This window comes from Vibrio sp. 10N.222.52.C3 (assembly GCF_041474195.1).
Lineage (GTDB): Bacteria > Pseudomonadota > Gammaproteobacteria > Enterobacterales > Vibrionaceae > Vibrio > Vibrio crassostreae_C.
The window spans coordinates 15,257-34,748 of the sequence record NZ_JBFRTQ010000011.1; the positions used below are offsets into that span (position 1 = coordinate 15,257).

Genomic DNA, 19,492 nt, shown 5'->3' on the forward strand with positions numbered 1-19,492 from the left:
GGTGTTGCGTATTACAAAATGTCGGTTCATTGGGAGTAACGCTTCTTTGTCGCTAGGTTAACCCTCCGCACCGCTCAATCATCAACTTAAGTTAAGGAAGCTTATCGTGGAAGAAATAAAAGGCATTCTGCAATTCATGGTCGAAATTGAACAATTAAAGGATGTTCATCGACAGACGAAACCAGTTGGATTGGACCGATATGAAAACTCGGCCGAGCACAGTTGGCACGTCTGTTTGAGCGCTCTTATGTTGAAAGACTATGCCAATGAAGAAATCGATATTACCCGAGTAATGAAGATGTTGCTGATTCATGACCTTGGGGAAATCGATGCGGGAGATACCATCATTTATGCCAGTGAAACCGAAGAAAACAAGCTCAAAGAGAGAAACTGCGTCGAGCGCTTGCTGAAATCATTGCCGAGCCATTCAAGAAGCGAGTATTTGGATTTATGGCTTGAGTTCGAAGCCGGTGAGTCACCGGAAGCTAGATTTGGTAAGGCGATCGATAGAGTGCCGCCTTTGCTTCATAACATCCATGGTGGTGGTCATAGCTGGAAGAAGCACAACATATCCAAAGACAAAGTCCTGACCTTCAATGGCGAGCGTATTTCTAAAGGCAGTCGTGCCTTATGGAAAGAGCTAGAAGTGCAGCTTGAAGGTGCTGCGGACAAAGGGCTATTAAAGTAAAAGTTAATTTCGTACCTAAGCGTAACAATAGCTTTAGCTGTTCAATGAGGGAAATCTCGATGGCAACTGATTCAAGATGCATGGCACTTACCTTGTGTCTCATTTCTTTCAAATAAAGATCTAGTGGACAACAATAAGTTCGAGAACCGAGTGATAAGTTGTTACTATGCATCAACTTTATAAATATTGGTTGGCTTATATAAATGCTTGATAATAAATATATTAAACATCCTTATCACTGCGAACAGTGTAACGCACTTACCCCGCACCTTGCTGTTAACGCTTCCGATGCTGAATCTAAAGCGGACACTGAATCTGAAAAGAAACAATGGAAGTTAGGCGTGTTGATGGAGTACCTGATGACGTTATTGTTTAGAGGTGACCATAAAGTTCCCGGTTTTTATGTCGACAGTGATTACGAATACCAATGTGAGAAATGTGGAACCAAATCGTGGCACTGATCGTGTGTTTAACTTTTGAAAAAATCCCCACCTAAACTGATGATAATAAGACGCATTAGAAAAGTGATCCTCTCTGCAAACTGAGAATGGAATCGCGTCTATACTGACATGGGTTACGTCGCTGAATTTGGAAGTGGCGCTATGAATGTAAGTTTGATTAGGTTAAATCTCAGAGGTGACGATGAAAAAATTACTACCACTATGCGCCATTTTACTCTCGGCATCATTTTCAGCTGCGGCTTCTGATGGTTTGATTAAATACCAAAGTAATTATTCAGTGAAAGAGACTGCTGACCGCTTTGAAGAAATCGCCAAGAGCAAAGGTTTGACCTTGTTTGCGAGAATCGACCATCAGAAAAACGCGAGTAAGGTCGATCTTGAATTGAGACCAACGGAAGTCATCATCTTTGGTAACCCGAAAGTAGGGACACCATTAATGCAATGTGCTCAAGAAGTCGCGATAGATTTACCGCAGAAGGTGTTAGTCACTGAGGATTCTAATAAGAAAGTATGGTTGTCTTACAACGATCCTAATTACTTGGTAGAGCGTCACGCGATCAATGGCTGTGACGAGGTCGTTAAGAAAGTATCGGGTGTACTAAGCAAGCTATCAGAAGCGACAGTGACGAAAAAGAAAGCAAAATAACCAAGACGAATAAGCACTCATTAAGACTATTAATGGGTGCGATATGACGATGATATCGCCCATTAGTCATTGTGTTGACAACTAAGCAACAGTATATAAAAGTAGTTTTATGAAACTGAATTTAGCGCCATCTAACCAACGAATTATCATCATTCCATAGGAATGGTGGGATTGTTGATGCGCTTTGTTTATCGAACCCACCCGTAAGGTGGGTTTTTTGTCGCTGTCTTATGGGTTTTATCTGAATAGAGGAAGTCATATGAAAAAGATCGCGGTTTTTGGTAAGCCTGGGAGTGGAAAGTCCACAGTCAGCAAGGCGTTAGCACTAGCTACAGGGATAGAGCTTCACCAGTTGGACTCTATTGTTTACAAGGCCAACGGAGAGTTTGTTGAACGTGAAGTATTTGAGGAGGCTCATGAGAGCATACTTAAGTCAGAAAGCTGGATCATCGATGGTTTTGGCCCTCTAGGCTCGTTCAACACACGTTTAGATGCAGCTGATACCTTGGTTTATATCGACCTTCCTTATTCAATTAGCTACTGGTTTGTAACCAAGAGAATGCTCAAAGGTCTATTCGTTAAACCTGAAGGCTGGCCTGCTGGAAGCTCAGTGATAAAAGGCACGATACAAAGCTATAAGACACTACAACTGTGTCCTAAATTTTGGAATGACGACTTTAGAGCGCAGTTAGAATTGCGCGCTAAAGAGAAAGAGGTTTACATCATCAGAAGCGTGACTGAATTGAATAACTTTGTTCACCAACACTTCACTTAACAGTCGAGAGTTTACTTTTCTTTAAAACGCTCTTACTTACTCATAACTTCATGAAAATATTTAGATTTAACTCTACGTGTGGCATATTTGCCATATGTTTAGTTTGTGCTTTGAGTTAAGGAGATAGATATTATGTATGGAAGTGAGAAGACGAGAGCGTTCTGTAGTAACTGTAAGGAACTGACACTGCACAAGTACACTATGTTTAGTAACCAAGCCGAAAAAGCGCCACAACATGAAAAGAAGCCAGGGTTGCTTGGAATGATTTTATCGTCGCTAGCTTCAAGTGGCGGAAACGGTGACTATAAATGTACAAAGTGTGGAACCAATTTACGTACACCGGACAACCTTGATTAGCCTTTAACCTACTTAATACTTCAACATTCTTCTTCTTTAATTATCCGTTTTCATTTGATAATAATTCAAATTGTACCGTGTTTTTCATTGAATGAACTTCTAGTAGTCTATGCGAATAGTTAATTATTGGGCATTCAAATGACACAGTATCAGTTCCAACAAGGGCATATTCGCCCACCTTCAGAAGCGGATAGCTTATTGATTCGCACCACCCAAGGTTGTCCTTGGAACAAATGTAAATTCTGTACGCTGTTTGAGGGGATGGAGTTTGCAATTCGTCCCGTTGAAGAGATTAAGAAAGACATTTGGGCTGCGAAAGCATTCTATAAGAACCGTAAATTTGAGACCTGTTTTCTGCAAGACGGTGATTCATTCACTATGGATACCGAAGACTTGCTGGATGTGTTGAATACACTCAAACAAGCCTTCCCAGAGTTAAAGCAGATCAGCTCTTATGGACGAGCGCAAAGCATGACTAAGAAGTCGCCTGAAGAGATGAAAGCCATCTGTGATGCAGGGCTCAACATGCTTTATTGCGGTATGGAATCGGGTTCTATTGATGTTCTCAAATTGATGAAAAAAGGCATTACTCCGAAATCTATTTTGAAATCGACCGAATACGCGAAGCAAGCGGGTATGAAGATGATGACCTTCATTATCCTTGGCTTGGGTGGTAAAGAATATTCGGCGCAGCATGTTGAAGAAACGGCGGCCTTACTTAACCAAATCAACCCAGATGAAATACGCATTCTGTCGCTTGCTGTGAAGCCTGGAACCGAATTGGATGAACTGGTGCAGAATGGAGAGTTCACGCCACTTAGCGAACGTGAAATGCTTGAAGAACAATATCAATTGATCAGTAAACTAAACCGCGTGACGGGCAACTATGGTAACTATCACGGTATTAATTTGTTGATGGAACTGAACGGACAGCTGCCACAGGATAAAGCGAAGTTCTTAGCGACAATAGACCGTTTCAATATGATGAGTGAGAATGACCAGAATAACTTTATCTTGGGACGTCGCATTCATTACTACGCCGCATTGAAAGACATGGATAACCAACTTATGTACGATTCTGTACAAAGAGAGCTTAATCGCATTCAAAAGCAAAATCCCGATGAACTCGACAATGTGTTTTACCAACTCCGTCAACGCATGATCTAGCAGCAAGGACTAATAACATGAATAACCTCGTTAACTGGCAAATCAGAAATGAAAATCCGGAACATCGATCTTTGGAAAACGGCGTGCTGACGATGCAAGTGCAAGAGGGCAATATCTTTGGTGCGGGTTCAGCTGATGTTGATAATATCTTCGTTCATCCAGTATCTAGCTCGGATTACAGCACAGAAGTGACGGTTCAATTAGATCCAAACCTCGCATTTGAACAAGCTGGGTTAGGTATTTACTGGGATAACGACAACTACATTAAAGTGAGCAAAGAGATGTTCATGGGCGAGCGTTCATTGGTGTTCGTTGTAGAACAAAATGGTCAGCCACAGATCAAGGAACGTCTGTTGTTTAGTGAATCTAGTGTGTCGGTAAAGCTCGTCAAACAAGGCGGAAAAGTCGGCGCTCATTTCCGCCCGTTAGAAAAACAACAATGGCAGGAAGTGATCACGTTTGATTCGTTAGTAGGCAGTGAACAGGGTGTGATGCTTTATACGTTCAGTGGCAGTAAGGCGACGCCTAATTTCGCCAAATTTAGTGGCTTTAGTTTGTCTGACGCCTAATAATTTGTCTTACGCTGAATAAGCTTGCTTAGCGTATAAAAAAACGGACCGATATTGCTACCGGTCCGTTTTTAAATTCTTCAAGTCAAAGCGCTTATGCACAGCACTTCTTGTATTTCTTACCGCTGCCGCAAGAACATGGGTCGTTACGGTTAGGGGTCTTTTCAAACGTCATCGTTTTTGGCTTGTTCAGTAGAGTATCAAGCTCGATGGTGTTCTCTTCTTTGTCTGCGTCGACTGTAACAGTAACGAAGATAGTATTTTCAGCGGCTAGTGCTTCAACTTCTGCTTTGCGCGCTTCAGTTTGAACCATTACAGCGATTGGAGATTCTTCAGTACCCGCTTTTACATCGCGGTTTACGTTGTAGCCAGCAAGAACGTGGTTCTGTCTTGTTTCGATACGGCCTTTGAAAAATAGTTTCGACATTGGGTACTCATTAAAAATGTTGAATGGCGCTATTTTTAACGGCGATAGCGCAATGGAGCGGGGATTATACGCATATATTGCAATTGATAAAGCAGTGATGTGAGCAAACACTGTTTGGTTTTTGTTTGCTAGTAACGGTTTGTTCTCTAGCTTTGCTTCTATTCGACAAATTTCGAAATTCAAGACAATAAAATTGCCCTAAATAGGCTTATGAATGATAAATTCAAATTACTAATCGAAACAAAGAGATAGTGTATGAAGTTAGATGCCATCCTGTGGGATTACGATGGAACCATAGTCAATTCCGTTCCAAAGAATATCGCAATCACAAAAGATATTATCTCTTTAGTCGCGCCACACTTGTCAGGTGATAACTTACCTAAATATTTGCTCAGCGAAGCGCTTTATCATGAAGCCAACCACGGGGCTAAAAACTGGCAAGCCTTATATGTCGATTATTACGGTTTATCACACGATGAAATGTTGATCGCTGGTGGAATGTGGGCAGAGCATCAAGAGAAAAACCAAACAGCCGTTGCCTTGTTTGAAGGAATGGAAACCGTGGTTAATCAGTTTGCTCATCTTCCACATGGGATCTGCTCTCAAAACTCTCAATTGAATATTCGTGGTGTGCTCGACAGTTATGGCATTGGTGATTTGTTTAAATCGGTCGTGGGCTATGACGATGTCTCGAACGGTAACCAAAAACCCCATCCATTTGGTGGTGTGAAATGTGTCGAGAACATATTTGGCGCCGATCCGACTAACGAGCTTTGTTTGATGTACATCGGTGACCATGAAGCGGACACACAGTTTGCTCGCAATATTGAAGCCGCGCTGGGTAAAAACGCAAAAGTGATTGCCGTTGCAGCAGGTTATAGCCGATCGAAACCTGAAAATTGGCAAACCAAGCCCGATTACATTGCTAACAGTGTCGATGATCTTTTAACGATCATTAGCAAGTACGCATAACGAAGCAGACATTTAAAAATCACCACACGTAAATAACTTTAAGGAAGAATAATGACACCAAAACAAGTGGTATTGGGATTTTGGGATGCAATGCGCAGTAATGATTTTGCAAAGGCAGGTGAATGGCTAACCGCAGATTTTGAAGGCTATTGGCCGCAGTCGTCTGAATTGACGTTAGGGCGCGACAACTTCACTGCAATCAATACTGAATACCCAGCCAATGGTGTTTGGGAATTCACGCTCAATTCGATTGTCTGTGAAGGTGATACGGTAGTCACGGACGTTTCGGTCACTGACAGTGTGTTGAAAGGCCGAGTGATCACCTTTCACACGGTGGTTGACGGTTTAATTCAAAAGCAAACTGAGTTTTGGCCAGACCCATTCGAAGCGCCGGCGTGGCGATCGCAGTGGGTTCAGATCGTATCGAACAATTAGTTTGTATCGATACGATCAGTTTGTCACGAACAATCAGGTTGCACAGAATAAGTAAACATTAGGAGGTTTCATTGAGCAAGGTAGTGGTTGTAACCGGCGGAAGCCGAGGCATTGGCGCAGCAACGTCTAAATTGTTGGCCAGCAAAGGCTATGCTGTATGCGTTAACTTCATACACAATGAGTCGCGAGCTGAAGATCTAGTAGACGAGATTCGTGAACAAGGCGGAACCGCGATAAGCGTGCGTGCGGATGTGTCTGTTGAATCGGACGTGAAATCTTTATTTGAGATTGCTCGTAATAAGCTAGGTCCAGTGACGCACTTGGTCAATAATGCCGGGATCTTGTTTACCCAGTCACCATTGGTTGATATTGAATTGGATCGCTTTGAAAAGGTGATGAAATCCAACGTATCAAGCTGCTTTCTGTGCAGTAAAGCCTTTATCAAACAAGCCGATGGCGCGGGTTCGATTGTGAATGTATCGTCTGCCGCTTCTCGTACTGGCGCACCGTTTGAGTATGTGGATTACGCAGCATCGAAAGGTGCGATGGATTCACTCACCAAAGGCTTATCGCTTGAATTAGCTTCACGCAATATCCGAGTGAATGGCGTAAGGCCAGGTTGTATTTATACTGAGATGCATGCAGACGGCGGAGAGCCAGATCGCGTAGACAGACTAGCTTCGCAGTTACCGTTACAACGAGGTGGCACACCAGAAGAAGTCGCGAACTCTATCGCGTGGTTATTATCAGACGAAGCTTCGTATGTCACCGGCTCGTTTATTGATATTGCAGGCGGTCGATAGGGCACGTTTGCCTTTACACTAATATAAACAAGTTACAACCATCAACACGCAACAAAAGTACCTAACTAAAAGAACGAAACTAAGAGTACAACCATGAAAAACTATTTTGAAAGCCCGTTTGTTGGAAAGTCACTCAAAGAACAAGTGACCAACCCGAACATCATCGTGGGCGAGCACAGCTATTACTCGGGTTACTACCATAACCACGGCTTTGATGACTGTGCGCGTTACCTATTACCGGATAGAACCGATATCGATAAGCTGATCATTGGCAGCTACTGCTCGATTGGTTCTGGCGCCGTGTTTATGATGGCGGGGAACCAAGGCCACCAAAACCAGTGGGTGAGTACCTTCCCGTTTTTCTATCAAGACGATGAGAAGTTTGAAGGTGCGATAGACGGCTTTGAACGCTCTGGTGATACCGTGATTGGTAACGATGTGTGGATTGGTACAGAAGCCATGATCATGAGTGGTGTTAAGGTTGGTGACGGAGCCATCATCGCAAGTCGAGCGGTTGTGACTAAAGATGTCGCGCCATACTCGATTGTCGGTTCAAACCCAGCACGCCATATCCGTTATCGTTTCAATGAGACTGAAATCGCTCAGTTGCTAGAAATGAAATGGTGGGAATGGAGCGAAGAACAAATCAAAGGCGCAATGTCGCTAATGTGTTCTTCAGACATTGGTGGTTTGTACCATTATTGGAAAGGATTCTTGAAGCCTTAAATTGTCGTTCACAGATGAAATGTGAATGGTGAGAACGAGATTAAATTTAACAAATTACTCAATAATCTGATTATGGCAATGCGATTGTGATACGAGTAACTTATTGATTGTAAAGATATTGAATAGTATGGCATGTCGCATTAGCGTGGTGGATGAATTGGAAGGGTATTATGATTAGTTGCAACGATTACGATTATATTGAGATTGTGTGTATGCACCGATACCCAATCAAATTAACGCTGAAATCTGGCGAGCAGATTGAATGTGTCGGATTAGATACTCAACGCAATGATAGCCGTGAAGAGTGCATTAAGGTCAGTATTCAAGGTGTAGAACAACTTGTCGTACTCACAGACCTTTCCACACTAGAAGTTTGTGTCGACAACCCTCATTTTCAGCAGATTTCATTCAAAACGTCATAGGCTTTCAAATGAATAACACGATAGAACAATGCTATTGCACCGCATGCCGAGAAGATACACAGCACGTTGTGGTGTTGGTCAGAAAGACGAGTGCGTTTGCAGAGAAACCTAACCAAAAGCGAAGCGAGTTTTGGGCAGGCATGATAAAAGGTTGGTTCCTTGGCCCGTTTGTCGCGTCAATGGATGAGTTTTCTCGTCATATAGTGTGTGAGAAGTGTGGTCACAAAGAGATTGAAGATTAGGTATCGATTCAATATGCTAAAACCATCGTTGGCTTAGGGATAAAACGAATGAAAGTAGAAACGATTGAAGCCGTAAAGGCGTATGGTTTTTCAGTAAGAACCACCAATACCGATGAGATGGACCCAGCAAGAGCCAAGATAGGGCAATTGTGGCAGGGCTTTTTTGACCAAGCATTTCCGAAATTAACACCGGATTCAAAAGTGTATGGCGTTTACACTAACTACGAGTCTGACTTTACGGGCGAATTTGATGTTATCGCGTGTACTAATGCACTTACGGATCAGAATGTTGATACGCTTGTAGAAACCGAAATACAAGCAGGTAAATACTTAACGTTTTCTGCTGAAGGTGAATTACCACAAGCTGTGATCGACCTATGGGGTGAAGTGTGGGCGTATTTCAGCGCTGCTGACTGCCCACATGTGAGAACTTACACGACAGATTTTGAACTATACAAAGGTGAAACTGAAGTCGAGATTTCGATAGCGATTCAGTGATCAGGTTAAAATGAACAAAAGGCTTAGCTTAGACTGTGTTTGCCAGTTAAGAGACAGTAGTTACCGGTAAAGAGACAACGGAATCCCAGTTAAGCCTTTGAATATCTGTTCTTTACAAAGAAGATACAGTGTCACGTAACTACTTTAATACCTAGGAATTATCTATTCCAGAATTACCCTAGATCACCCTAGATACCCTTAAGTCACCCAAAATTCTCTTAAGTTATCCAAAAAGACAATCTTGCTTGGTTTCATTCCACAAAGGGTATTGCTTCATGACTTGGGTGTAGAGCTTACTTTCAAGGTGCGCTCTTAACCAACGTCCTACGTTTTGATATTCCGATTTCACAAACCACTTCTTTTCGACTCGCACAAACTGACTGACGAAAGGCATCACCGCAAAATCGGCCAAGCTTGGGCTTTCTCCAAAAAAGTAGGGCTGATCGGTAAGTCGCACTTCTAACTGCTTAATGAAGGTTTCGCAGGCTTGTCGGCGTTGTTCAACATCGATGTTTCGGTAACGAACCGATGCACGATACCTTTCTAAGTGACCAATAAATTCTTCATCGTTGGTTTTAATGAGCTGCTGAACTTGTTCGCTAAGCGTTGGATTGCTTGAACGCAGAAGATCTTGAGGATCGTTTTGTTGAAGTGACCAGTTCATCACATCCAAGCTCTGTTCAATGACTTGTCCATTGGGTAACACCAATACAGGCACTGTTCCTTTTGGCGAACTGGCCAATAGTTCGCTAGGCTTGTCTTTGGTAACGATTTCTCGAAGTAACACTTTTTGCTGTGATAGTGCGATGCCCATTCGTCCGCGCATTGCATAAGGGCAACGGCGTAAAGAATAAAGGATAGGTAGATCGGATTCGTTCGGCATTATTGAGGTCATTTAGTTTGAAAAGTGTTGTACGGTGGTAAAGAGATCGTGATGTGGGTAGAATACGCGGCTTAAAAATTATAAGTAAGTGAGCGACTTCAAAAATGAGCAGAAAAATTGAGTTATTAGCCCCAGGTGGCGATGTAGAAGCGATAAAAGCCGCCATCGTAGCGGGTGCTAATGCAGTTTATTGTGGTTTAGACACATTCAACGCTCGTAACAGAGCCTCTAACCTGTCGTTAGACGAATTGAATGGTGTGATTCGCCTTGCTCATGAATACGGCTGTGAAGTGTTCCTGACTCTTAACGTTGTGCTACTGGAGCACGAGACTAAGAGCATCACCAAACTGCTGAACCAGCTTGTGAACACCAAAGTGGACGGCATCATTGTTCAAGACTTGGGTTTATTCAACCTGGTTAAGAAGCATTTCCCATCGTTAGACGTTCACGCGTCGACTCAGTTAACTACGCACAACGAAGGTCAGATTAAGTTCTTGTCTAAGATTGGCGCGACGCGCGTTAACTTGTCTCGTGAGTTGAACCTGCCTGAAATCAAGATGCTGACGGAAGTGGCACACGATCACGACGTATTAACCGAAGTGTTCGTACACGGCGCTCTGTGTATCGCATTCTCTGGTCAATGTTACTCAAGCTCAGTAAGTGTGGGTAACTCAGGTAACCGTGGTCGTTGTAGCCAAGCGTGTCGTGATGAGTACGAAATCACCAACGCGGGCAACAAGTTCCCACTTAACCTGAAAGATAACTCAGCTTACTACGACCTACCTGAATTGGTTGATGCGAAAGTCGACTCATTGAAAGTAGAAGGCCGTATTAAAGGCGCACACTACGTTTACACTGTGGTAGACACATGGCGTAAACAGATTGATAGCTTTGTAGAAAGTGGTTTGTTGATCGAAGACGATTCGAACCTACACAAAGTATTCAACCGTGATTTCACCAACTCTTTCCTAAAGGGCAACCTAACGAAAGACATGTTCATCGATAACCCGCGCGACAACAGCATGAACTACGCTGTTGAAAAAGCGACGGAGCAGAACAACGAAATCTCAGTTGTACAGATTCAAGAAGTGACCAACGAACTTCACCAAGCGAAAGACGTTCTTGGTAACGAAATGCGTGACAAGATCGAGTTCCTTGATATTCGCAAGACACCAGTAGCACTGTCGTTCAGCGCAAAAGTGGGTCAACCATTTACGGTGACTGTGAACACGCCAAAAGAGAACTTTACTCTTCAATCTAAATCGCTATTGAAGGCGGTTGAAGAGAAGGCGATTACTCAAGAGCTACTTGAGAAGCGCTTCAAAAACGTGAAGAGTGCAGTTCACACGCTAGAAAGCCACGACTTCAGTGAAGTGGATGCAGGCTTGTTGATTCCTCTAAAAGAAGTTTCAGACCTAAAAGACGAGATCGACTTCATTCTGAACGGCTCTGTGGAAGTGATTAAGCACGTTGAAGTGCCAGCACTGCCTCAGCACCCTAAAGTGAACGAGAAGCCGACTATGTCGATGCTTATCGCCGATGTAGAAGACTTACACCTGTGTGACGTGACTGACGCGGATGTTTACTTCAAACTTCCAGAAAGCTTCAAGAAGCGTTGTAACAAGTACATCGACATCTTGGCAGCAAACCCACGTTTGATTCCTTGGTTCCCAGCGGTATTGATCGGTAAAGATTACGACGAAGCGGTTCGTATTCTTGAAGAGATCAAGCCAGCTCGCATCGTAACCAACAACACGGGTATTGCTTACAAAGCTTACGAGATGGGTATTGAGTGGGTTGCAGGCCCGTTCATGAACACGACCAACTCTCACGCACTGGTTACTCTGAAAGAAGAGCTGAACTGTGCAGGCGCATTCATTTCGAACGAGATCAACAAAGGTCAGATTCGTCATATTCGTCGCCCAGAGAACTTCAAACTGTTCTACAGCATTTACCACCCAATCTTGATGATGACCAGCCGTCAGTGTTTCTTCCAAAGAACCGTGGGTTGTAACAAGCCAAGCATCGAAGCAGGTTGTATGTTGAAGTGTGAGAAAGCGACCACGATTACCAACGTGAAAGGCATCTCTTTTGCGGTTGATAAACAGAAGGGTGGCTACCCAAGCATTTACAACCACGAGCAGTTCTTGAACCACGACGCAGTAACTGACTTCTCTGGTCTGTTCGACGAGTTCTTCATTGACCTAACCAACATCGGTGCAGGTTCTAAAGAAGTGAAAGACAAAGTTGAGCTTATCAAGCATTTCGAAGCGCTACTGAACGGCGTTGAAGGTTCACAACAGAACCTAGAGCAGATGGTTGAAGTTCGAACTAATGCTCAGTACGTGCAAGGTCTATAGCGTACAAGGTTTATAGGGTTCAATGTCTATGGGCTGTAAGGCTTATAGCTTCTAACGCAAAGAGCGTTCAAGGTTTATAACGCTCAACCGCTTATAAGCACTCTGAACCAATAAACAAAAGGCCACTCAATCGAGTGGCCTTTTTAATGTCTGAAACTTTCTGAATCTTTCTCAACCAACGAATACGTTATTCTGTCACGGCTTCTTGTTTGAAGCATGGGCTTTTCAACGTGTTCATCTTTTCGATTTCATTGGTTAAGCGCAGCGAGAGCAGGGCTTTCTGGTTCGAAGCAAAATCAAACATCACGATAGTCGCAGTGCCAACGGTCGTCAGTTTCTGTTGAGCCTTACTGACAATCGCGTATTCCATGGTGAATCGGTCATCTTGAATATCGGTAACACGTGAGCCGACCATCAAGGTATCTGGATACGTGACTGGGCGGAAATACTTACAGTAAGTGTCACCAAGAACAGGCCCAACTTTGGTAATCGCCATCTCTTCCATCAGCTCGACGTGCTTGAAAAAATCTAAGCGAGCGGTTTCGAAATAGCGAAAATATACAGCGTTGTTAACGTGATTGAGTGCGTCCATTTCTCCCCAAGCGACAGGGATTTCTGTTACTACCGGGTAGTCAGATAATAGTGCTTCCATGCGAACTCTCTTATTGTTATGTAGGGATAAGTTGTTATTGGAATAAAAACCCTACCGCTAAATTAACAAAACTGCAACACGCGTGATTTAAGTTTTTGAAGCTTGAAACCACACAATGTCAGTGACTTAGTTGCACATCCACTCAATAGTTAGGCACTAAGGTGTTTGAATTGCAGCTCAACCAAGCGTTGGTACAATTCGCAGCTATTGATGAGAGACTGGTGGTCGCCGATGTCTACTAGTTGTCCTTTATCGAGCACCGCAATTTGGTCGGCGTGTTTAATTGTTGATAATCGATGGGCGATAATGATCGTCGTTCTGCCACGCATTAACTCTTCTAACGCTTGTTGTACGTGATGCTCACTTTCACTGTCTAGTGCGCTGGTTGCTTCATCCAACAATAGAATATTTGGATCTTTCAAGATGGCACGTGCGATGGCAATACGTTGTCTCTGCCCACCAGAAAGCCTTACACCACGTTCACCAAGAAAGCTGTTGTAGCCATCAGGTAGGTTTTGAATGAACTCGTGTGCGTGCGCTTTCTTCGCCGCTTCGATCACTTGCTCGTCTGTTGCCTGCGGGTTGCCGTAGCGAATGTTATGGAACACATCGTTACTGAACAGAGCAGGTTGTTGCGGCACCAATGCCATCTGCTTTCTTAGCTCGTTAGGATCAAACTGATTCAGTTCAACACCGCCTAAGGTGACCTTACCCACTTGTGGGTCGTAGAAACGTTGCAGCAGTTCGAACAGGGTAGTTTTACCTGCGCCAGACGGGCCAACCAGTGCCAACACTTTGCCTTCATGGGCAGTAAGCGTGAGGTTGCTTGTTGCGGGTTGGTCCGGTCTTGATGGATAACAGAAGGTCACATCATCAAATGCAACTTCTGGCGTTACGTTAGCAAGCGAAGTTGGATTCGCAACTGGCGCAACAATATGGCTTTCAACTTGTAGGATCTCGATTAATCGCTCGGTCGCACCTGCCGCGCGTTGCAGTTCACCCATCACTTCAGAAATCGTACCTAACGATGAAGCAACCATAATTGCGTAGAACACAAACGCGGCTAAGTCACCAGCCGACATAGTGCCGTTGATAACATCACTGCCACCAACCCAAAGCATGCCTGCAATAGCACTAAATACAATCACGATAACGCCAGAAATAAGAATCGCGCGCTGTTTTACACGCTGGCGACCAATCTCATACGCCTTTTCCACTTCTACCGCGAATGATGCTTTCTCTTGCTCTTCTCGGCTGTAGCTTTGCACCGTTTTAATGTGCTCAATTGCCTCACCTGCGTAAGAACCCACATCAGACATCGAATCTTGGCTTTGGCGAGATAGGGCTCTTACACGGCGCCCATAAACAAGGATCGGAATCAAGATAAATGGCACCGAGGCCAATACAATCAACGTCAGCTTAATATTGGTCGCAAACAGCATGATGATTGCACCAATACACATCAACGTGCTGCGCATCGCCATAGAGAACGACGAACCTATGATGCTTTGAAGTAGAGTGGTATCCGTTGTGATGCGCGACATGATGTCGCCACTGCCATTGGTTTCAAAGTAACTCGGGTGCAGCGTCACGACATGATTGAAAACCGATAAACGAATGTCCGCACTCACACGTTCCCCAACAGAAGAAACCAAATAGAAGCGGAAGAAAGTACCAATCGAGATCAATACGACCACGACCATGATGAATTGAATCGCGCTGCCTAAATCTGAGAGTGATTGTTGGCTAAAACCTTGGTCGATGAGAAGGCGAATACCATGACCGACTGAAAGGGTTAAGCTCGCCGTGAAGATCAACGCGATCAACGCAGCAATAACACGACCTTTATAAGGCTGAATGAATTTACTTAGCTCAAACAAAATACTGAGGCTTTTTTTCTCAGGTTTGGGGTCTGGCGCTTGTTGAGTCGATCGCTGAGTCTGTCGCTGGTTCGAGTCGAGCGTAGAAGAGACATCGTTTTGCATATGACTGCCTTAATGTGTTGTCGCTTTAAAAATAGATGGCTTGTTGCTTGTTGCTTATGGCTAATTGCTTTATTGCCTGTACTGCGCGTTGTTCGCTGAGCAGTAATTGTTGTTGAGAATCGAACCCATTAAAGCATTTATTGCGCTGTGACGCTCCCTAGGAAACTCAATTTCCAATATTTCCTCATCACTAAGTGAATAATTCGAAACGACCTTAAAGGAAAACTAAGCATTTTGATCCAGTCAGTTGGATAGGAAACCAAGCTATTTAACCCTAATTTTTATGCAAGTAAATTAGCGTTGATAGGAGAGTGCATACATAAACAAGCAACCGTGCGATGATTTATAAATTGATAGCAAAACGTTTGCTATTTATCTCAATATTAGCTTTATCAATGACTTGTAAGTTTTGGTTGTAAGACCAGTTATAGCGACTGTTTTTTGTGGAATATTTGTTACAAAAATTCAACAAAGTAGTTTTTTATACATTTTTCTTGCATAAAACCTCGGATTGAATAGAATAACCAACAAATGACAATTAATGCAGTATTGTGGCATGAGTATTCAAGTAAAGAGCATCAACAAATCATACGGTGATACCCAAGTTCTTCACGACATCAGTTTCGACTGTGAGAGTGGCGAAACCTTGGTATTGCTTGGCCCAAGCGGCGCGGGCAAGAGTTCATTACTGCGTGTATTGAACCTGCTTGAAATCGCGGACAACGGCGAATTAGACATTGCGAATGAGCAATTCGATTTTTCAAGCCAAATCCAAGAGAAGCAGGGGCTTAAACTTCGTCGTAAAGTCGGCATGGTGTTCCAGCAATACAACTTATGGCCACACATGACGGTGATGGAAAACTTGATTGAAGCACCAACCAAAGTGGCGGGTTTGGATAAGCAAGAAGCGATTAAGCAAGCGCAAGAAGTCCTAAAGACACTTCAACTTGCCGACAAAGCAGACGCTTGGCCACTTCAACTGTCTGGCGGTCAACAACAGCGTGTTGCGATTGCACGTGCGCTGATGATGAAACCGGATGTGTTGTTGTTTGATGAACCAACAGCGGCGCTTGATCCTGAGATCACCAACCAAGTCGTGAGCATTATTAAAGAATTGAGCGGAACGGGCATTACCCAAGTGGTCGTGACGCATGAAGTCGATTTCGCGAAGAAGATTGCTAGCCACGTTCTGTACCTAGAGAAAGGGTACATCGTTGAACACGGCACCAGCGATTCATTCGTTAATCCGCAGACACCTGAGTTTGCTGAATATTTGACTCATTAAGTAAGTCACTTATTAAAAGAAAGTTGACTCACTAGATCTAGCTAAACACAACATCAATTAAAACAATCAAATTATAAGAATGGCCACAGGCCGCTATTACACAGTATTCGGAGTAACAAAATGAAAAAGATTCTACTAGCTTCACTTATCGGCCTTGCTTCTTTTAACGCAGCAGCTCAAGAAGAAATCAAATTCGCGATGGAAGCAACGTACGCACCATTCGAATACATGGATGAGAACAACCAAATTCAGGGTTTTGACGTAGACTTAGCAAACGCACTTTGTGAAGAGCTGAAAGCAACGTGTACTTTCCACAACCAAGCATTCGATAGCTTGATCCCTGCACTTAAATTCAAACGTTACGATGCGGCTATCTCGGCAATGGACATCACAGAAGCGCGTCTTAAACAAGTGAACTTCTCTAACGCATACTACGATAACTCTGCAGCATTCATTTCTTTCGAAGGCAAAGTAGCAGACCAAGCAGCACTAGAAGGTAAGCGTGTTGGCGTTCAAAACGGTTCTACTCACCAGAGCTTCCTACTTGAGCAAATGACTGGCGTAACAGCGGTACCTTACTCAAGCTACCAAGATGCATTCATCGACATGAAAAACGGTCGTATCGAGTCTGTATTCGGTGACACAGCAGTTGTAGCAGAATGGTTCAAGAAAGAAGACAACCTAACGTACGTTGGCGACCAAGTAACAAACCAAGAGTACTTCGGTAACGGCTTTGGTATCGCAGTAAACAAGAGCAACCAAGAACTTGTAGACCAGCTTAATGTTGCACTTGCTGCAGTGAAAGCGAACGGCGAATACGACAAGATCTTCAACAAGTACTTCGGTAAGTAATTTATGGAATTAACGGGTTACTCTTTAGGGCTCGTCGAAGCAAGCTGGATGACTGTTCAGCTTGCATTCGTAAGTCTATTGGTTGGATTGGTTCTAGCAGTTTTGTTTGCAAGTGGTGAGATGTCTCGTCGTATTGCAATTAAATGGCCAACGACTGCATTTGTGACGATTGTTCGTGGTTTACCAGAAATTCTGGTCGTACTGTTTATCTACTTTGGTTCGACACAAGTTCTGTTCATGATCACTGGCGACTTCATCGAAGTGAGCCCGTTCTTATCTGGTGTTGTTGCACTGTCACTTATCTTTGCTTCTTACGCGTCACAAACCTTGCGTGGTGCTTTGAAAGCAGTAAGCAAAGGGCAGAGAGAAGCAGCAAGCGCACTTGGTATTTCTCAGTCTCGTGCATTCTTTCGTATCGTGTTACCTCAAGCGGTAAGACACGCACTACCAGGGTTAACCAACCAATGGTTAGTGTTACTGAAAGACACTGCATTAGTTTCGCTGATTGGCGTAACAGATTTGCTGAAACAAGCACAACTAACATCAGCGGCAACGCACGAAGCATTTACTTGGTACGCGACAGCAGCAGCAATCTACTTGGTCATCACTTTAATCACACAAAGATTGGTAAAAGTGATTGATGGTAAGTTCTCTATTCAAGGTTTGGGTAACAAAGGGGCAATGGCATGAATCAACAATACCTCTCTCAAATGCTTGAAGGCTTAGTGACCAGTCTTCAACTCACAGGTGCTTCATTGCTGGTTGGTTGTATCTTGTCACTGCTGATGACGGTAACGCTAATCCTAAGAATACCTGCGATTCACTGGTTAACACGCGGCATCATCACGCTGTTCACCGGCACACCATTATTGGTGCAAATCTTCTTGGTGTATTACGGCCCGGGTCAGTTCGATTGGATTCGTGAAAGCTTCATGTGGACTTGGTTAAGCCAACCTTGGTTCTGTGCCATGTTAGCATTAGCTTTGAACACGGCGGCATACAGCACGCTACTGTTCAGAGGCGCATTCAACGCCATTCCAGCAGGGCAGTGGGAAGCATGTCGTGCACTAGGCATGGACAAAATCGCAACGCTTAAAGTGTTACTGCCATACGCACTACGCCGCGCCGTTCCAGCTTACTCGAACGAAGTGATTCTAGTTTTCAAAGGTACGTCACTGGCAAGCACTATCACCATCATGGATTTGATGGGTTACGCTCAGCGTATCAACGGCCAAACCTACGACACACTAACGGTGTTCGGTATTGCTGGCGCATTCTACTTAGCAGTAAACGGCATACTAACGCTGATCTTCCGTCAGGTAGAGAAGAAAGCCCTCGCATTCGAAGCCGCGTAAGCTAGCCACACACAAGCTTAACTAACGTATAAAGCCTGCCATTTATGTTCGCATAAATGGCAGGCTTTTTTGTTTTTGGGGTATGCGCAGAGGTACTGTTTTTATATCTAGTAGAGCGGGGTTTTTGCGAAATTCATACTATATAGAAATATTCTGCATTTTGTCATTCAATGAGTCTATCTATGTTTTAAGTCACTGAATTGCTGTGATTAATCGTGGTAAATTAATATGCATATGAAACTAGATAGAATGATTCTGTATTTAAATGCAGAATTTTTCGGTCTAATAGCTGTTAGCTTTTTTGGAGTTTACTTTGGAACAAAGCGATTTGGATTTAGAAGCTTGGGAAAAAGCTGTTGGGAAAATTGTATGTTCGGTTGCACGGCTCGAAGGTGAGTTGTTACTGAAATATGAAACACATACGGCGCTATCACGCCGCATGTACTTCAAAGATGATAAGTACCTGGAAAATCGTTTTGAACGAGTTAAAGCACTTTATAACTTGGAATGTGGTGCTTCTAATGAGTCTGATGAGCTTTTTACACAGTTTAAAGAGTTGGTCACGTTACGTAATTTAGTAGCACATAACCCCGTGTACTATGAGTCAGCTCAACTGGGGTTTCGTATTACCAATGGTCAGAGTAAAAGTAAGTATATAGGTCTGAATCAAATATCTGAATTAGCAGAAAATGCTTTTGCAATAGGGTTAAAGCTAACTGTACTCTTCAGGGTTTGGGCAAAGAACAAAAGCTAACAAGGCGCTTAAGTCTGATTCGTAAACGCGTGCCAAACTCGCTTCGCTCAAACATGGCACACGTTCACTCACAGCTTAGCTTGGCGTTGATATGACCCCCTCAGTCAATAAGAGCGTAGAAGTTTCTGCTCCCGCATTTATAGAGCCTTTCTTGTTATTTAAGGGATAGTGTTATTAC

General features: G+C 43.5%; 24 protein-coding genes. 20 read left to right on the plus strand and 4 right to left on the minus strand.

The features are described from left to right. The first annotated feature begins 106 nt into the window (after positions 1–106). The 7 genes from AB4517_RS01545 (at position 107) to AB4517_RS01575 (ending at position 4,663) form a co-directional block, all read left to right on the plus strand. Positions 107–688 carry an HD domain-containing protein gene (locus AB4517_RS01545; RefSeq protein ID WP_102321002.1) on the plus strand — a complete coding sequence of 194 codons (582 nt, stop codon included), beginning with the start codon at positions 107–109 and terminating at the stop codon, positions 686–688. A 203-nt stretch (positions 689–891) separates the two neighbouring features. After that, entirely contained in the window at positions 892–1,149 is a 258-nt protein-coding gene (locus AB4517_RS01550; RefSeq protein WP_372147788.1) for a hypothetical protein, read from the plus strand. Positions 1,150–1,330: 181 nt separating this feature from the next. Then, on the plus strand, positions 1,331–1,795 hold the full coding sequence (locus AB4517_RS01555; RefSeq protein WP_102333304.1) for a DUF302 domain-containing protein: 465 nt from the start codon (positions 1,331–1,333) through the stop codon (positions 1,793–1,795). A gap of 259 nt (positions 1,796–2,054) precedes the next feature. Further along, positions 2,055–2,570: an adenylate kinase gene (locus AB4517_RS01560; RefSeq protein ID WP_372147789.1), complete on the plus strand. Its 516-nt coding sequence runs from the start codon at positions 2,055–2,057 to the stop codon at positions 2,568–2,570. A gap of 132 nt (positions 2,571–2,702) precedes the next feature. Next, entirely contained in the window at positions 2,703–2,927 is a 225-nt protein-coding gene (locus tag AB4517_RS01565) for a hypothetical protein (RefSeq protein ID WP_017061807.1), read from the plus strand. Positions 2,928–3,065: 138 nt separating this feature from the next. Further along, entirely contained in the window at positions 3,066–4,094 is a 1,029-nt protein-coding gene (locus AB4517_RS01570; protein WP_017061808.1) for a radical SAM protein, read from the plus strand. A gap of 17 nt (positions 4,095–4,111) precedes the next feature. Next, entirely contained in the window at positions 4,112–4,663 is a 552-nt protein-coding gene (locus AB4517_RS01575) for a DUF1349 domain-containing protein (protein WP_136974256.1), read from the plus strand. A gap of 94 nt (positions 4,664–4,757) precedes the next feature. On the opposite strand, the gene AB4517_RS01580 is transcribed toward AB4517_RS01575, so the two are convergent. Next, on the minus strand, positions 4,758–5,090 hold the full coding sequence (locus tag AB4517_RS01580) for a PBPRA1643 family SWIM/SEC-C metal-binding motif protein (RefSeq protein ID WP_017068336.1): 333 nt from the start codon (positions 5,088–5,090) through the stop codon (positions 4,758–4,760). Between the two features lie 255 nt (positions 5,091–5,345). On the opposite strand from AB4517_RS01580, the gene AB4517_RS01585 reads away from it, so the two are divergent. From AB4517_RS01585 to AB4517_RS01615, 7 genes are all read left to right on the plus strand, one after another. Further along, positions 5,346–6,062 (plus strand): HAD family hydrolase, encoded by a 717-nt coding sequence (locus AB4517_RS01585; RefSeq protein ID WP_017061811.1) that lies wholly within the window; start codon positions 5,346–5,348, stop codon positions 6,060–6,062. Between the two features lie 51 nt (positions 6,063–6,113). Continuing rightward, entirely contained in the window at positions 6,114–6,497 is a 384-nt protein-coding gene (locus AB4517_RS01590; protein WP_017061812.1) for a nuclear transport factor 2 family protein, read from the plus strand. Positions 6,498–6,568: 71 nt separating this feature from the next. After that, positions 6,569–7,300, plus strand: a complete 732-nt coding sequence (locus AB4517_RS01595; protein ID WP_372074088.1) for a glucose 1-dehydrogenase — start codon at positions 6,569–6,571, stop codon at positions 7,298–7,300. Positions 7,301–7,393: 93 nt separating this feature from the next. Next, complete coding sequence (catB, locus tag AB4517_RS01600) at positions 7,394–8,026, plus strand: type B chloramphenicol O-acetyltransferase (protein ID WP_017061814.1); 633 nt, start codon at positions 7,394–7,396, stop codon at positions 8,024–8,026. 170 nt (positions 8,027–8,196) lie between these two features. Further along, positions 8,197–8,448, plus strand: coding sequence for a Rho-binding antiterminator (locus tag AB4517_RS01605; protein ID WP_004733849.1), 252 nt, complete (start codon positions 8,197–8,199; stop codon positions 8,446–8,448). 8 nt (positions 8,449–8,456) lie between these two features. Next, the gene (locus AB4517_RS01610; RefSeq protein ID WP_372147790.1) at positions 8,457–8,690 is read left to right on the plus strand and encodes a hypothetical protein; all 234 of its coding nucleotides are present in this window, start codon (positions 8,457–8,459) and stop codon (positions 8,688–8,690) included. Positions 8,691–8,738: 48 nt separating this feature from the next. Further along, the gene (locus tag AB4517_RS01615; RefSeq protein WP_102319784.1) at positions 8,739–9,188 is read left to right on the plus strand and encodes a GyrI-like domain-containing protein; all 450 of its coding nucleotides are present in this window, start codon (positions 8,739–8,741) and stop codon (positions 9,186–9,188) included. Positions 9,189–9,411: 223 nt separating this feature from the next. On the opposite strand, the gene AB4517_RS01620 is transcribed toward AB4517_RS01615, so the two are convergent. Then, entirely contained in the window at positions 9,412–10,002 is a 591-nt protein-coding gene (locus tag AB4517_RS01620) for a glutathione S-transferase (RefSeq protein WP_017061817.1), read from the minus strand. A 173-nt stretch (positions 10,003–10,175) separates the two neighbouring features. Here AB4517_RS01620 and AB4517_RS01625 point away from each other — a divergent pair, with 173 nt between their 5' ends. Beyond that, positions 10,176–12,431 (plus strand): peptidase U32 family protein, encoded by a 2,256-nt coding sequence (locus AB4517_RS01625; protein ID WP_017063916.1) that lies wholly within the window; start codon positions 10,176–10,178, stop codon positions 12,429–12,431. A gap of 187 nt (positions 12,432–12,618) precedes the next feature. On the opposite strand, the gene AB4517_RS01630 is transcribed toward AB4517_RS01625, so the two are convergent. Then, a complete protein-coding gene (locus AB4517_RS01630; RefSeq protein WP_017061819.1) occupies positions 12,619–13,083 on the minus strand; it encodes a thioesterase family protein in 465 nt (154 codons plus the stop codon). A gap of 149 nt (positions 13,084–13,232) precedes the next feature. Continuing rightward, on the minus strand, positions 13,233–15,068 hold the full coding sequence (locus AB4517_RS01635; RefSeq protein ID WP_372147791.1) for an ABC transporter ATP-binding protein/permease: 1,836 nt from the start codon (positions 15,066–15,068) through the stop codon (positions 13,233–13,235). Between the two features lie 556 nt (positions 15,069–15,624). On the opposite strand from AB4517_RS01635, the gene artP reads away from it, so the two are divergent. From artP to AB4517_RS01660, 5 genes are all read left to right on the plus strand, one after another. Next, on the plus strand, positions 15,625–16,353 hold the full coding sequence (artP, locus tag AB4517_RS01640) for an arginine ABC transporter ATP-binding protein ArtP (protein WP_032545343.1): 729 nt from the start codon (positions 15,625–15,627) through the stop codon (positions 16,351–16,353). A gap of 120 nt (positions 16,354–16,473) precedes the next feature. Continuing rightward, positions 16,474–17,205: a lysine/arginine/ornithine ABC transporter substrate-binding protein gene (locus tag AB4517_RS01645; RefSeq protein ID WP_372147792.1), complete on the plus strand. Its 732-nt coding sequence runs from the start codon at positions 16,474–16,476 to the stop codon at positions 17,203–17,205. A 3-nt stretch (positions 17,206–17,208) separates the two neighbouring features. Then, the gene (gene artQ, locus AB4517_RS01650) at positions 17,209–17,895 is read left to right on the plus strand and encodes an arginine ABC transporter permease ArtQ (RefSeq protein ID WP_017061822.1); all 687 of its coding nucleotides are present in this window, start codon (positions 17,209–17,211) and stop codon (positions 17,893–17,895) included. Further along, positions 17,892–18,560 (plus strand): arginine ABC transporter permease ArtM, encoded by a 669-nt coding sequence (gene artM / locus AB4517_RS01655; RefSeq protein WP_017080525.1) that lies wholly within the window; start codon positions 17,892–17,894, stop codon positions 18,558–18,560. Before artQ ends, artM begins: the two co-directional genes overlap by 4 nt. 313 nt (positions 18,561–18,873) lie before the next feature. Next, positions 18,874–19,314 (plus strand): hypothetical protein, encoded by a 441-nt coding sequence (locus AB4517_RS01660; RefSeq protein ID WP_136974266.1) that lies wholly within the window; start codon positions 18,874–18,876, stop codon positions 19,312–19,314. Positions 19,315–19,492 lie beyond the last annotated feature (178 nt).